Source organism: Luteibacter sp. dw_328 (assembly GCF_018449605.1).
GTDB lineage: Bacteria > Pseudomonadota > Gammaproteobacteria > Xanthomonadales > Rhodanobacteraceae > Luteibacter.
In genome coordinates, this window is record NZ_JAAVUW010000004.1 from 140,796 (window position 1) to 154,327 (window position 13,532).

Here is a 13,532-nt window from a genome sequence, read left to right on the forward strand (position 1 = left end):
CCTCCTCACGGCGTGACACTCGACAGCGCGACGTACGGCTCTTCGTGCGCGGTCGGATGGTTGGCGCGCCACGCTCGGACAATCGCGCGGAGCGAAAAGAACAGCATGGTCAGCACCAGCAGCATGAACAGGCCAGTGAGGGCCATGTCGACGCGATTGTTGGTGACGATGCGCTGCATTTCTTCGGCCGTCTTGGCGGGTGCGAGCATCTTCCCCGAGGCCATGGCGTCGGCGTATTTCTGCGCGGCGGCGGTGAAGCTGATCTTGTCGTCGAACAGCTTTTGCCAGGCGGCGGTGAGCGTGCAGATGACCAGCCACGCGGCGGGTACGCCGGGCACGAGCACGTAGCGCTCGCGTTTGAGTTTCACTGTGACCAGGGTCGCGAGCATCAGGGCGATGGCGGCGAGCATCTGGTTGGCGATGCCGAATAGCGGCCACAAGGTGTTGATGCCGCCCAGTGGATCGACCGCGCCCTGGTAGAGGAAGTAACCCCATAGGCCGACGCAGATCACCGTGGCGATGATGTTGCTCACCCACGACTCGGTCTTCTTCAGCGGGGCATACGCCATGCCCGCCAGTTCCTGGATCATGAAACGGCCGACGCGGGTCCCGGCGTCCACCGTGGTCAGGATGAAGAGTGCTTCGAAGAGAATCGCGTAGTGGTACCACATGGCCATCATGCCTTCGCCCGGAAGGATGCCGTGGAGGAGCTGTGCCATGCCGACCGCCAGGGTCGGGGCGCCGCCGGCGCGTCCTAGGATGGTGCCTTCACCGATGTTTTTCGCGGTCTCGGTGAGCTCTTGCGGCGTGACCATGAAGCCCCAGGTGCTGATCGTCTGTGCGGCCTGTTCCACGGTCGTCCCGACGAGTGCGCCGGGCGAGTTCATCGCGAAGTAGACGCCTGGATGCAGGGACGATGCGGCAATCAACGCCATGATGGCAACGAAGGCTTCCATCAGCATGCCGCCGTAGCCGACCATGCGCGCCTCGCCTTCGTTAGCGAGCAGCTTGGGCGTCGTGCCGGAGGCGATGATCGAGTGCCAGCCGGAGACGGCGCCACAGGCGATGGTGATGAACAGGAAGGGGAACAGGTTGCCGGAGAAAACCGGGCCCGTGCCGTCGATGAACTTGGTCACTGCGGGCATCTGCAGGGTCGGCGCAGCCAGGAAGATGGCCAGGGCAAGCAAGGCGATCGTGCCGATCTTCAGGAAGGTGGACAGGTAATCGCGTGGGGCGAGCAACAGCCACACGGGGAGCACCGAAGCGAAGAAGCCGTAGCCGATCAGCAGCCATGCCAGCGATTTCGCATCGAAATCGAACAGGGCGGCCATGGTCGGCGTGTCGTTGACGGTCTTGCCGTACCAGATCGACGCGAGCAACAGGATCAGGCCGATGATCGAGATCTCGAGGATTCGGCCGGGCCGGATATAGCGCAGGTACACCCCCATCAGGAGCGCGATGGGAATGGTGGCGGCGACCGTGAACGTGCCCCAGGGGCTATGCGTCAGTGCCTTGACCACGACCAGTGCCAGTACCGCCAGCACGATCATCATCAGCACCAGCACGCCGACCATGGCGATCACACCGGGTACCTCGCCGAGCTCTTCGCGCAGCATGTGTCCGAGCGAGCGGCCATCCCGGCGGAGCGACATGCCAAGGATCATGACGTCCTGGACCGCGCCGGCAAAGACGACGCCGACCAGGATCCAGAGCGTCCCGGGCAGGTAACCCATCTGTGCGGCGAGAACGGGGCCGACCAGGGGGCCGGCGCCGGCGATGGCCGCGAAGTGATGACCGAAGACCACCCAACGATCGGTCGGGACGTAATCCAGGCCGTCGTTGCGCAGGACGGCCGGCGTGGCGCGCGAGGGGTCGAGCTGCAGCACGCCGGTGGCGATCATCCGGCTATAGAAGCGATAGCCGATGAGGAACACCGCGATGGACGCGGTCACCAGCCAGATGGCGTTGATGGGTTCGTCTCGTCGCAGGGCGACGACACCGAGGCACCAGGCGCCGACGATGGCGATGGCGGCCCACAGGATCTTCCCTGCGGGGCTGGGTTTCGGGATGGCGCTGTGCATGGTCGTTGGCTCCCCTCGCGGATGGCACAAGGGTCGTCTCCCCAGTCACGGGGGTCAATGCGTGGCAGGGGTATGCCGTATTAGCCATTGGTCGAATGGTTGGCGGGCGTCGTATGCTCAAGCCATCCCCACTCCCCTGGCGGTAACGATGATTCGCGAGATTCTGAAAATGGGTGACGAGCGCCTGCTGCGCGTCGCCCCCGCCGTCCCCGACGCCATGGTGGGAAGTGCCGAGCTGGATGCCCTGATCGTCGATATGTTCGACACGATGCACCACGCCGGTGGCGTGGGCCTGGCGGCGCCCCAGATCGGCGTGGACCTGCAGTTGGTGATCTTCGGTTTCGATAGCAGCGAGCGTTACCCGGATGCACCGCCGGTGCCGGAAACCATCCTCCTCAATCCGGTCATCACTCCGTTGTCGCAAGACATGGAAGAGGGGTGGGAAGGCTGCCTCTCCGTACCCGGACTACGCGGTGCGGTGAATCGCTACTCGTTGATCCGCTATCAGGGTATCGGACCGCAAGGGGAGGTCATCGACCGTCGGGCCGAAGGCTTCCACGCCCGCGTGGTCCAGCACGAGTGCGACCATCTCATCGGCCGCCTCTACCCCTCGCGCATCACTGATTTCGGCAAGTTCGGATACACCGAGGTGCTCTTTCCGGGCATGGATATCGGTGACGATTAAGGCTTTTCGTAGAAAGGGCCGGGTTGCGCGGAAAGCGCCGACGCTATTCGGCCTCGGCCAGGGCCTCGACGATCACCAGGAGCGCCTTCCGGCGTTCCTTGGGTAGACGGCTCACGAGCCCGACCAGGCGCAGCTGCTCCCGTGAGTCGGCGCGGTAGAGGGCGGGGCTTTCGCGCACGCCGGTGGCCCCGTTGGGGGCGCCGCGACCCGTGGCCAACCACTCGAAATTCACCCCGAAGCGTGTCGCCATGTCGATCTGGCGCTCCAGCTCGGGCAGGCCGAGATCACTCAGCCATTTTCGGGCGGTTTCCCGGCTGACATCGAAGAGGTCAGCCAGCTGGGTGATGCGGCCGCGGCCTTTCTTCACGCCAGCCATGTCCAGCGCGACATGCAGACGTTGGGAAAAACCTCGGTTGATAGGTGGCATGACAACTCCGGTTGAACGCTTTGGCGCTTCAAGACCCGGTATTGTTGGATAGCCCGGAGCGGCAGCGTAAGCCTTTTGCAGTTGCCAAGTCGTGCAATTTGCGACTGTTTTTTGTTTCGCCCGTCACTGACGGAACAAGTTGACCGATTTTCTCATTTCATCAGCCGCCCGATGTGCTACGGCTGCGAAGTCTGAGCTGGCGCTAGCGTAAAGGATGGCGCGGGAAGAAGAAATCATCAGACCGGTGCCATCGGCGGTTCGTCCCTGGGTCATGACCGCCTGGATGTCACCTCCCTGGGCACCGATGCCTGGAACCAGCAAGGGCATGTCGCCGACCACCGCGCGAACCCGGCCAAGCTCTTCCGGCCAGGTTGCGCCCGTGACCAGCGCACAGTTGCCGTTTTCGTTCCATTCGCGGGCGATCGTCTCGGCGACCCGGATGTAGAGCGGCTGGCCGCCGCAATCCAGGGCCTGGAAGTCCGCCCCACCGGGATTGGAGGTGCGGCAGAGCAGGATCACGCCTTTGTCCGCACGCTCCAGGAAGGGCTCGATGGAGTCCCGGCCCAGATAGGGGTTCAGCGTGACCGCGTCGGCGTCGTAGCGCTCGAATGCCTCGGCGGCGTAATGCCGGGCCGTCGAGCCGATGTCGCCGCGCTTGGCGTCCAGGATCACCGGAATGCCCGGGTGCTTGTCGTGGATATGGGCGATCAGCCGTTCCAGGACACCCTCGGCACGCTGCGCGGCGAAATGGGCGATCTGCGGCTTGAAGGCGCACACCAGGCCTGCCGTGGCATCGACGATGTCACGGCAGAAGGTAAAGATGCCTTCCTCGCCGGCGAGACCCGCGGGCAAACGGCCCGGCTCAGGATCGAGTCCCACACAGACCAGGGAGTCATTGCGACGCCAGGCGTCCTTCAGGGCGGTCATGAAGTTCATGGGCGGCTTCGCTATGTGGGTAAGTTCGAGGCAAGGCTACTGACTGTAGGAGCCGATTCATCGGCGATCCCGCGGCAGCGGGCAAGGCTGCCGCGAGCACCCATTCGCCGATGCATTCGGCTCCTACAACAGCGTGGGCCTTATCAGACCAGTTTCTTGTATTTCACGCGCTTCGGACCGGCATCGTCGCCGAAGCGGCGCTTCTTGTCGGCTTCGTACTCGTTGTAGTTGCCCGGGAAGAACTCGACGTGCGAGTCGCCTTCGAACGCGATGATGTGCGTGGCGATGCGATCGAGGAACCAGCGGTCATGCGAGATGACCACCGCGCAGCCCGGGAACTCGAGCAGGGCGTCTTCCAGGGCGCGCAGCGTCTCGACGTCCAGATCGTTGGACGGCTCATCGAGCAGCAGCACGTTGCCGCCCTGCAGCAGGGTCTTGGCCATGTGCAGGCGGCCACGCTCACCACCGGACAGGCTGCCGACGATCTTCTGCTGGTCGGTACCCTTGAAGTTGAAGCGGCCGATGTAGGCGCGCGACTGGATCTCGAAGTTGCCGATCTGCAGGATGTCCGAGCCGCCCGACACTTCCTGCCAGACGTTGTTCTTCGGGTCGAGGGCGTCGCGCGACTGGTCGACGTAGGCCAGCTTGACCGTATGGCCGTGCTTGACCTCGCCGGTGTCGGGCTTCTCCAGATTCATGATCATCTTCATGAGCGTGGATTTACCGGCGCCGTTCGGGCCGATGATGCCGACGATGGCGCCAGGCGGAATCTTGAACGACAGGTCCTCGATGAGCACGCGGTCGCCGAACGACTTGGTGACGTTCTTGAACTCGATCACTTCCTGGCCCAGACGCTCGCCCGGCGGGATGAAGATTTCATTCGTTTCGTTACGGCGCTGGTACTCGACCGAGTTCAGTTCCTCGAAGCGGTTGATGCGGGCCTTGCCCTTGGACTGGCGACCCTTGGCGGCCGTGCGAATCCACTCCAGCTCCTTGGCCAGCGCCTTCTGGCGCGACTTTTCCTGGTTGGCTTCCTGCTGAAGGCGTTCGCCCTTCTGCTCCAGCCACTCGGTGTAGTTGCCCTTCCAGGGAATGCCGCGGCCGCGATCGAGCTCGAGAATCCACTCGGCGGCGTTGTCGAGGAAGTAGCGGTCATGGGTGACCGCCACGACCGTACCGGGGTAGTCGTGCAGGAAGGTTTCCAGCCAGTCGACCGACTCCGCGTCCAGATGGTTGGTCGGCTCGTCGAGCAGGAGCATGTCGGGCTTGGACAGCAGCAGACGGCAAAGGGCGACGCGGCGCTTCTCACCACCGGACAGCGGGCCGACCACGGCGTCCCACGGCGGCAGGCGAAGGGCATCGGCGGCCACTTCGAGCTGGCGCTCGAGGGCATGCGCGTCGTTGGCGGCAAGGATGCCTTCGAGGGCTTCCTGCTCCTTGGCGAGCTTGTCGAAGTCGGCGCCTTCTTCCGCATAGGCGGCATAGACCTCTTCGAGGCGCTTCTGGGCGTCGAGAATCTCGGACACGCCTTCCTCGACGACTTCGCGCACCGTCTTGGTCGGATCGAGGTCGGGCTCCTGGGCAAGGTAGCCGATCTTCGTGCCCGGGTTGGCGCGTGCCTCACCCTGGAAGTCGGTGTCGACGCCGGCCATGATCCGCAGCACCGTGGACTTACCCGAGCCGTTGATGCCCAGCAGGCCGATCTTGGCGCCGGGGAAGAAGGACAGGGAGATGTCCTTGATGATCTGGCGCTTCGGGGGGACGATCTTGCTCACCCCGTTCATGGTGTAGATGTACTGCATGGTTGCTCCGTAGGCCAAGGCCGCGCCCCCGGGGCCGATGCACGCCGGGTGGGCAAACCCCGATTATAGCGGTTTCAGGGGGCGGCGAGCTGTCGCGGACCGTGAACCCCGCCGCCGCGTGGGCCGTTTCGGGCCCCGCTCATCGGTGCGTTTCCCGCCCCTTCCGGGCGCCCGCCCGCAGACCTTCGGTGCGGTGGCTCCCAGACTGGGCGGCCCCCCCTCGAGCCATCTCCGCCATGGTTGCCACCTCCCGCCTCGCGGTATTACTCCTGGTTCTTCCTTTTCATCCTGCGACGGCGACGGCCGCTACCAGCATGGTCGAGCGCTTCGATGCCGCCGTGGCGCGCCTGCCCCCCGAGGACGCGCCAGCGGATGACGGTCCCGCCCGAGCCAGGCGATCCGCAGCCGATGTCGTCGTCGAGCGGCGCCTGAATATCGAGGTGGACTTCCCCGGTGACGTCCACGGCGCGATGTACGGCGGTTTTCTCCATGGCGAGGCTGCTGTGTTTACGCGATCGGGTCATCACCTTGATGCCACCGTCATGCGCGACGGCGATACCAGGGTCATGTCGTTCGACGAGCCTGGCAACGGTGGCGCGCAGGCCGACCCTGTGTCCGCTGGCACGGGGGCGGAGGCGATGCGTGTTCGTCGATCGGTGAGCCCGGGACACTTCGAGGATCCGGCCGCCTACAGCCTCCACTTTTACTTCTTCAAGCATGACGACCTGGTCGACAGCAACGTCCGGGTTCTGCACGCACGTTACGTGGCATGGTGGATGGCGGATATGGCCACTCACGTGCTGCCCGTCGATCGGTTCCGGGCCAGCTATGCCGAGCGCGTGCGCTGGCTTACCTCCATGCCGTATGGAGACGCCCACTCACTGGATGTTTTTGAACGTACGCTCAAGGCGATGGATCACACCTACGGGTTCGACATGGACAGAACCTATAAAAGGAAATTCGTGCTGCTCACGGCCGGGCGTCCCATGCCGGGCACGAGCGGCGTGGCGTTCGAAGGTGGCAACGAGGCGATCGCTTCCATCGCCGGTCGGACACGCATCGTCGCCCACGAGATTGGCCACATGCTCGGCGCCGCGCATCTGAACGCCGAAACGCGCGGCTGGTGGGGCTGCGAGACGAACATGCTTTCGATCTCAAGCACGGTGCGCAGCGACTGCCTCGAGTACAGCGCGGCCAACCAGCGCGCCATGCGTTCTTATATGAGGCATGGCCCGGACACGCTCGCCCCACGGAAGATGGTGGACGCGCCATCGCCCAAATAAGGCAGTTCAGGGGCCACTTGCCGGAGCATCGCGAGGGTTCGTCGCATGCTCATCAATCCTCCGACCAGCGGGTGTTGGGAAGGAAGTCTTCGCCCGTCCTGACGTAGTCGTCGATATGGCGCATGTTGGCCGAGGAGTAGCCGTAGCAGTTGGAACGCAGGAGCAGGCTGGGCGCGTACATGTTCGTCTCGCACCACCATCCACCGAAACGCACCTCGGCGGCAGCGTGTTTCGCACCCAGAAGATGCCCCAACTGGTGGGCAATCTCGGGGTACCTGCCGCTGATGGAGGCGATGCCTTCGGACCCTTTCTGCCAGGAACGCCCGTAGCGCTCGGGCTCGGGCATGCCTTTCACGATGAGCATGAACTTGTGCTTGTACGTGCGCGGGATGTGCTGCTCCCGCGCGTAGTGCTCGATGACATCCGACCAGTCGTGCAGCGATCCGGTGTATTGGTAGCGTATGTCGGTGACGCCGGGAATTCGCTGGCTGTAGAAAAGGTCGACCTTCTTGCCGGGAACGATGCGGCGCTGCAGATCGGCCAGCCACCAGGCGACATAGCCAGCATGGACGTGCTGGGAGGATATGTCGCCCATATCGTCGTGGAGCATCAGGTGAAACGTGAGGCGGTTCGGCGTGAGGTCGACATCCGCACTCCTTCGCGTACGCGATGGCGTTATCGGTGTGGCGTTCGGGGCTGCAGACGCTGCGCCGGTGGTGTTCTCGACGGGCAGGCTTTGATGTTCGATATCGGCGCTTCCCGATGTGAAACCCGTGATGTCGACGCCGGCAGGCGAGAGCGATGTGATGTCGAGGTGGTCACCGGAGCGCGTGGCGACGACCGACTCCCCATGCCACGTGGCGTCGTACATCTGCCCATGACTGCCGTCGGCGAACACGATGTCGCCACCCAGGGCGCCGAGCACGACGAGATCGTCGTCGCGGTCGTTCGCGACCGTAGTCGTGACTGAAGCGTCGGCAAGATGGACGTGTCTGGGCAGGCCGGTCGATATCGCGGCGTCGAACAGGGCCACCGCCTGGGCGGTGTCGTCGGTCTCGATGAGAAGCTGGTTGTCGCCCCGCGAGATGGTCGCGGATGCTCCGTTCCAGTGGCCCTCGTAGGTGAGCATGGAGCTTCCGTCCGGTAGTTCGACGGCGGTGTTGAGTCGTGAGGTGACATCGAGTCGCGCTGTTGTGGCTAGTCCTGCCTCATCCGTCGCATGGAACGGAACGATGCCCTGTGGAAGGCCGCCAGCAACGCGCTCGTCGAACTGAGCTACGGAGGGCGAAGCGTCCCAGGTCGAAGCGGTCGCCGGCGCAGCGCAGAACGCAACAATGGCGAGTGTATTCAGGTGAAGGATGTGCTTCATAGGTCCGGAAGTTGGAAGGGCGGTGGCGCAGGGTAGAGCCACCGTCTCCTTCTTTTACCGACACCTACGAACGTTGCGGCGCTTTCGCCAGCAACACAGGAATGTTCCTACCTGCGCGGGATCAACGCTCTCTTTCGATCGCCTCCAGCGCTTCTTTTACGTGTCGACGGATCTCCAGATCGTTTGCGCCGGTGTAGATACGGCAGCTGTAGCGGGGAGTGATGAAACCCATCATGTTCGTTACGCAGGGGAAGCGATCTTCGGCGTAGCGATGTGCGGCACCCAGGGTGTGGCCGAACTCGTGGGCCACGATGTGTCGGGGCCCCGTTCCGCTGGCCATCGCTACGGTGTTGTTCTGAAGGGCTACGCCATAGGTATAGTCGCCCCAGTTCGCCGCGACATCGTTGACGAAAAGCATGGTCTTGGTGATTTGTGACGGCGTCGCGCCTGCGCTGTCGAGATAGCGGTCGGCGATATTCCCGAACTTCACCAGTGAACGATCAGACGTCACGGCCTGGTGGTAGTCGAAATCGGTCACACCGGGGATGTGATCCTTGATGATCACTTTCACCGGGATGCCTGGTTTCACCGCGTGCTCCATGTCGCGGATCCACCACGCGATGTACCAGTTGTGGAACTTGGCATAGTTGGTTTCGCCGGACTGGTCATGCAGGAAGATCCAGAACTGGAGTTCCCGCGGTGCCTGCGTCTGTGGCTCTGCCGTGAGCGAGAATGCGCGCTTACTCGCCGACGGTGGGAGGGTGATCGCATCGTTCATCTCTGGCGCGGCGCTGCGGCGAATCCGTCCGGTCGATACCGTGGGCTCGAGCCGTTCGTCGGACACCGACACGCTCAGGTCGTCGCCGATGCGCGTGAACGTCGCTTCAATACCATTCGACGTCCCGACATAGGTCATTGCATGGCTGCCATCGGGAAAGACCACGTCCGTATCGAGCTTTTCCTCGATGACGACCTGGTCGATGCCTTCGCCCCGTTCATCATCGGCGGGGCGGGGGAGCGCGAACGCCTGCGGCAGGCCGGCAGCGACATAACCGTCGAAGAGTGTGGCTGAGGATGACTGGGCGAGGACGGTTGTCTGCCAACCGGCGAATGCCAATCCGATCGCCAGAGCGAGCTTGCTGGAAATGTGGGTCATGGGTGCTTCCATTCGGGAGGAGGGTGGGTGATGCCCGGAATAAACCCTACGCATCCTTGCGGGCGGGTGCTGTAGGCATCGGCTGGCTTGCAAGTCAGCGGAGACCTGGGACCTGGCTCTTCGGCCGCAGCGCCCGCGCTTTGCCCCACAGGTGCGAGGGGAATGCCCTTGCGAACGTCCATCCTCCGGGCAGCACAACACGCAAGAGGACATCGCGATGGACGGGCGTGCCCATGGACGACGCACCGCGCACGGCTGGGGAAGGCTGGACACGACGCTCGCCGAGCTCGCGAAAGCGCGCGGAAGCCTTGGCGTGTTCGCCTACGAGTTCCTCTGCTTTGGCATGAAGCAGGCCTGGGCCTGCCTCTTCGGCGGTTGCATGGTGGCGCTGTTGCTGCTTTCGGGCCTTTACTGGCCGAAAGGCGCCCCGATCGCCCGGTACGATGCGCTGACCGTCGCCGCCCTGGCGATGCAGATCGGCCTGATCGTGTTTCGGCTGGAGACGCGCCGCGAGGCGTGGGTCATCTTCGTCTTCCATCTCGTCGGCACGGCCATGGAAGTGTTCAAGACCGCCATGGGATCGTGGGCCTACCCCGAAGCATCGCTGCTGCGCATCGGTGGCGTGCCGCTGTTCACCGGTTTCATGTATGCGGCGATCGGCAGCTACATCGCCCGGGCGTGGCGGCTGTTCGACTTCCGCTTCACCGCGCATCCCCCGCTGTGGGCCGGGATGGTGCTCGCCGGCGCCATCTACCTGAACTTCTTCACCCACCACGGCGGTGCATGGCCTTGCACCCGGGTATGGCGCCCGAGCGGGTCGCGCGGTGGCTGAGACGCGTGGCAGTGGCCGCAAACGCCCGTGAGCGCTACACTTTCGGTCTTGTTTCCCCACCTGCCCCCATGAGGTCGAGATGTTCCCGAAGGATGCAACGATCGCCGGCTACGACGACGAACTGGCCAAGGCCATCGCTAACGAGACCCGTCGCCAGGAAGATCACGTCGAACTGATCGCCTCCGAGAACTACGCCAGCCCGCGCGTCATGGAAGCGCAGGGTTCGGTGCTGACCAACAAATACGCCGAGGGTTACCCGGGCAAACGCTACTACGGTGGCTGCGAGTACGTGGACGTCGCCGAAAGGCTCGCCATCGACCGTCTGAAGCAGCTGTTCGGGGCGGACTATGCCAACGTGCAGCCGCATTCCGGCTCGCAGGCGAACCAGGCCGTTTACTTCGCTCTGCTGCAGCCCGGCGACACCATCCTGGGCATGAGCCTGGCCCACGGCGGTCACCTGACTCACGGCGCCAAGGTCAACCTCTCCGGCAAGATCTTCAACGCCGTGCAGTACGGCATCGACCCGGAATCGGGTCTGGTCGACTACAACGAAGTCGAGCGCCTCGCCGTCGAGCACAAGCCGAAGATGATCGTGGCCGGCTTCTCAGCCTACTCGCAGATCCTCGACTGGGGTCGCTTCCGCGCCATTGCCGACAAAGTCGGTGCCTACCTGTTCGTCGACATGGCGCACATCGCCGGTCTGGTCGCGGCGGGTGAGTACCCGAACCCGATCGAGCACGCGCACGTGGTCACCTCCACCACGCACAAGACGCTGCGCGGTCCGCGCGGCGGCATCATCGTCGCCAAGGGCCTGGGTGAGGAGCTGGAAAAGAAGCTGCAGTCCATCGTCTTCCCGGGCATCCAGGGTGGTCCGCTGATGCACGTCATCGCGGCCAAGGCAGTCGCCTTCAAGGAAGCGCTGGAGCCTTCGTTCAAGACCTACCAGGCCCAGGTGGTGAAGAACGCCAAGGCCATGGCGAAGACCTTCATCGAGCGCGGCTACAAGATCGTTTCCGGCGGCACCGAAAACCATCTCATGCTGATCGACCTCATCGGCCGCGATGCGACCGGCAAGGACGCGGAGGCGGCGCTGGGTAAGGCGCATATCACCGTGAACAAGAACGCGGTGCCGAACGACCCACGCTCGCCGTTCGTCACCTCGGGCCTGCGCGTCGGTACGCCGGCGATCACCACCCGCGGCTACGACGAAGCGGCCACGGTCGAGCTCACCCAGTGGATGTGTGACGTGCTGGATGCCCCTGGCGACGAGAAGGTCATCGCGGCCGTGCGTGAGAAAGTGACCGCGCAGTGTGCCAAGTTCCCGGTTTACGGCTGATAGATGCATTGTCCGTTCTGCCAGCATGAAGACACACGTGTCATCGACTCCCGTCTCACGGAGGACGGTGGCACGGTGCGGCGTCGCCGCGAGTGTCCGCAATGCAGCGAGCGTTTCAACACGTTCGAAACGGCAGAGCTCAAGCTTCCGGCGATCGTCAAATCCGGCGATCGTCGCGAGCCCTTCGACGAACACAAGCTGCGCGTGAGTTTCGAGCGCGCGCTGCAGAAGCGTCCTGTTTCCAGCGATGCGGTCGATGGTGCCGTGCGCGCGGTGGTGAACGACCTGCGTCGCTGTGGCGAGCGTGAAGTGCCGTCGCGACAGGTCGGTGAGCTGGTGATGCGCGAGCTCAAGGCGCTCGACCAGGTAGCCTACGTTCGCTTCGCCTCCGTGTATCGCCGGTTCGAGGACGTCCACGCCTTCCGCGAGGAGATCGAGAAGCTCGAACGCGACCTGCCGTCACTCGAAGGCCTGCAACTGCCGCTGCTGGACGCAGCCAGGCGCGGGCGCAAGAGCTGATCATGTCGCGGCCGTTCTTTCCCGCCATGGATCACGTACACATGGCGCACGCCTTGCGCCTGGCCGCACGCGGCCTGCACACCACGCAACCGAACCCGCGCGTGGGTTGCGTCATTGCGCGTGGTGAAACCGTGCTCGGTACGGGCTGGCACCCACGCGCCGGTCAGCCACACGCGGAAGTATTCGCATTGCGCGAAGCGGGCGAATCCGCGCGCGGTGCCACGGCTTACGTCACGCTGGAGCCTTGCGCGCATCATGGCCGCACGCCGCCTTGCGCCGATGCCCTGATTGCCGCCGGCGTCGGGCGCGTCGTCATCGCGCACGAAGACCCGTTCGACAAGGTCGACGGTGCCGGCATTGCCAGGCTGCGGGACGCGGGCATCGGCGTGCAGGTGGGCCTGATGCGCGACGCCGCGCGCGAACTGAATATCGGTTTCTTCAGCCGCATCGAGCGGCAACGTCCGTGGGTACGCGTGAAACTGGCGATGAGCCTCGACGGGCGCACCGCGCTGGCCGACGGCTCGTCGAAGTGGATCACCGGCGAGGCCGCGCGTGCCGATGTACAGCGCTGGCGCGCCCGTTCTTCCGCGATCCTCTCCGCGAGCGGTACGGTGCTCGCCGACGATCCGCATTTGACCGTGCGGTTGCCGGAAGGTGAGGCCTTCGTGCCGCCGTTGCGCGCGATCGTCGACACCCGTCTACGCACGCAGGCAGGCGCGAACGTGCTGGATGGCGCTGCGCCCACGGTGCTCTTCCATGCGGAGGATGCCTCGGTACCTGCGCACCTTTCCGATGTCCCTCGCGCCGCCATCCGTCAGGAAGACGGCGGCGGCCTCGATCTGCGTGCGGTCCTTCACTGGTTGGCGCGCCACGACGTGAACGAAGTCCATGTCGAAGCCGGCCCGGTGCTTTGCGGCGCGCTGCTTGCCGCGGGTCTGGCCGACGAACTGATCGTCTACATCGCACCGATCCTGCTCGGACATACCGGTCGTCCGATGCTCAACCTGCCGCCGCTGGATGACATGGCGTCGCGGTGGAAACTGCATACGGTAGACCGCCGGCAGGTCGGCGACGATATGCGCCTGCAGCTGCGCCCGACGTCGTGA

General features: G+C 64.3%; 12 protein-coding genes. 6 read left to right on the plus strand and 6 right to left on the minus strand.

All coding sequences use genetic code 11. The features are described from left to right. Positions 1-5: 5 nt before the first annotated feature. A complete protein-coding gene (locus tag HB634_RS10965) occupies positions 6-2,081 on the minus strand; it encodes a carbon starvation CstA family protein (protein WP_213948608.1) in 2,076 nt (691 codons plus the stop codon). A gap of 148 nt (positions 2,082-2,229) precedes the next feature. Here HB634_RS10965 and def point away from each other — a divergent pair, with 148 nt between their 5' ends. After that, positions 2,230-2,766 (plus strand): peptide deformylase, encoded by a 537-nt coding sequence (gene def, locus HB634_RS10970; RefSeq protein WP_213948609.1) that lies wholly within the window; start codon positions 2,230-2,232, stop codon positions 2,764-2,766. Positions 2,767-2,809: 43 nt separating this feature from the next. Here the strand turns inward: def and HB634_RS10975 are convergent, their stop codons facing one another. The 3 genes from HB634_RS10975 to ettA form a co-directional block, all read right to left on the minus strand. After that, complete coding sequence (locus tag HB634_RS10975; RefSeq protein ID WP_046969476.1) at positions 2,810-3,193, minus strand: hypothetical protein; 384 nt, start codon at positions 3,191-3,193, stop codon at positions 2,810-2,812. Between the two features lie 123 nt (positions 3,194-3,316). Beyond that, positions 3,317-4,129 (minus strand): orotidine-5'-phosphate decarboxylase, encoded by an 813-nt coding sequence (gene pyrF / locus HB634_RS10980; protein WP_213948610.1) that lies wholly within the window; start codon positions 4,127-4,129, stop codon positions 3,317-3,319. A 143-nt stretch (positions 4,130-4,272) separates the two neighbouring features. Continuing rightward, positions 4,273-5,931 carry an energy-dependent translational throttle protein EttA gene (ettA, locus tag HB634_RS10985; RefSeq protein ID WP_213948611.1) on the minus strand — a complete coding sequence of 553 codons (1,659 nt, stop codon included), beginning with the start codon at positions 5,929-5,931 and terminating at the stop codon, positions 4,273-4,275. A 236-nt stretch (positions 5,932-6,167) separates the two neighbouring features. Here ettA and HB634_RS10990 point away from each other — a divergent pair, with 236 nt between their 5' ends. Continuing rightward, positions 6,168-7,214 (plus strand): reprolysin-like metallopeptidase, encoded by a 1,047-nt coding sequence (locus HB634_RS10990; RefSeq protein WP_213948612.1) that lies wholly within the window; start codon positions 6,168-6,170, stop codon positions 7,212-7,214. Between the two features lie 52 nt (positions 7,215-7,266). Here HB634_RS10990 and HB634_RS10995 read toward each other — a convergent pair whose 3' ends face one another. Both HB634_RS10995 and HB634_RS11000 read right to left on the minus strand, forming a co-directional pair. Further along, a complete protein-coding gene (locus HB634_RS10995) occupies positions 7,267-8,583 on the minus strand; it encodes a hypothetical protein (RefSeq protein ID WP_213948613.1) in 1,317 nt (438 codons plus the stop codon). Between the two features lie 121 nt (positions 8,584-8,704). Beyond that, the gene (locus HB634_RS11000; protein ID WP_213948614.1) at positions 8,705-9,739 is read right to left on the minus strand and encodes a reprolysin-like metallopeptidase; all 1,035 of its coding nucleotides are present in this window, start codon (positions 9,737-9,739) and stop codon (positions 8,705-8,707) included. A gap of 217 nt (positions 9,740-9,956) precedes the next feature. On the opposite strand from HB634_RS11000, the gene HB634_RS11005 reads away from it, so the two are divergent. The 4 genes from HB634_RS11005 (at position 9,957) to ribD (ending at position 13,532) form a co-directional block, all read left to right on the plus strand. Continuing rightward, a complete protein-coding gene (locus HB634_RS11005; protein ID WP_213948615.1) occupies positions 9,957-10,571 on the plus strand; it encodes a DUF817 family protein in 615 nt (204 codons plus the stop codon). 79 nt (positions 10,572-10,650) lie between these two features. Then, a complete protein-coding gene (gene glyA, locus HB634_RS11010; protein WP_063571236.1) occupies positions 10,651-11,907 on the plus strand; it encodes a serine hydroxymethyltransferase in 1,257 nt (418 codons plus the stop codon). A 3-nt stretch (positions 11,908-11,910) separates the two neighbouring features. After that, on the plus strand, positions 11,911-12,426 hold the full coding sequence (nrdR, locus tag HB634_RS11015) for a transcriptional regulator NrdR (RefSeq protein WP_063571237.1): 516 nt from the start codon (positions 11,911-11,913) through the stop codon (positions 12,424-12,426). A gap of 41 nt (positions 12,427-12,467) precedes the next feature. Beyond that, entirely contained in the window at positions 12,468-13,532 is a 1,065-nt protein-coding gene (gene ribD / locus HB634_RS11020; protein WP_213948820.1) for a bifunctional diaminohydroxyphosphoribosylaminopyrimidine deaminase/5-amino-6-(5-phosphoribosylamino)uracil reductase RibD, read from the plus strand.

Excerpts from the sequence above, each read along its gene's own strand:
- HB634_RS10965 (WP_213948608.1), bottom strand. The coding sequence starts at position 2,081 with ATGCACAGCGCCATCCCGAAACCCAGCCCCGCAGGGAAGATCCTGTGG.
- def (WP_213948609.1), top strand. The coding sequence starts at position 2,230 with ATGATTCGCGAGATTCTGAAAATGGGTGACGAGCGCCTGCTGCGCGTC.
- HB634_RS10975 (WP_046969476.1), bottom strand. The coding sequence starts at position 3,193 with ATGCCACCTATCAACCGAGGTTTTTCCCAACGTCTGCATGTCGCGCTG.
- pyrF (WP_213948610.1), bottom strand. The coding sequence starts at position 4,129 with ATGAACTTCATGACCGCCCTGAAGGACGCCTGGCGTCGCAATGACTCC.
- ettA (WP_213948611.1), bottom strand. The coding sequence starts at position 5,931 with ATGCAGTACATCTACACCATGAACGGGGTGAGCAAGATCGTCCCCCCG.
- HB634_RS10990 (WP_213948612.1), top strand. The coding sequence starts at position 6,168 with ATGGTTGCCACCTCCCGCCTCGCGGTATTACTCCTGGTTCTTCCTTTT.
- HB634_RS10995 (WP_213948613.1), bottom strand. The coding sequence starts at position 8,583 with ATGAAGCACATCCTTCACCTGAATACACTCGCCATTGTTGCGTTCTGC.
- HB634_RS11000 (WP_213948614.1), bottom strand. The coding sequence starts at position 9,739 with ATGACCCACATTTCCAGCAAGCTCGCTCTGGCGATCGGATTGGCATTC.
- HB634_RS11005 (WP_213948615.1), top strand. The coding sequence starts at position 9,957 with ATGGACGGGCGTGCCCATGGACGACGCACCGCGCACGGCTGGGGAAGG.
- glyA (WP_063571236.1), top strand. The coding sequence starts at position 10,651 with ATGTTCCCGAAGGATGCAACGATCGCCGGCTACGACGACGAACTGGCC.
- nrdR (WP_063571237.1), top strand. The coding sequence starts at position 11,911 with ATGCATTGTCCGTTCTGCCAGCATGAAGACACACGTGTCATCGACTCC.
- ribD (WP_213948820.1), top strand. The coding sequence starts at position 12,468 with ATGGCGCACGCCTTGCGCCTGGCCGCACGCGGCCTGCACACCACGCAA.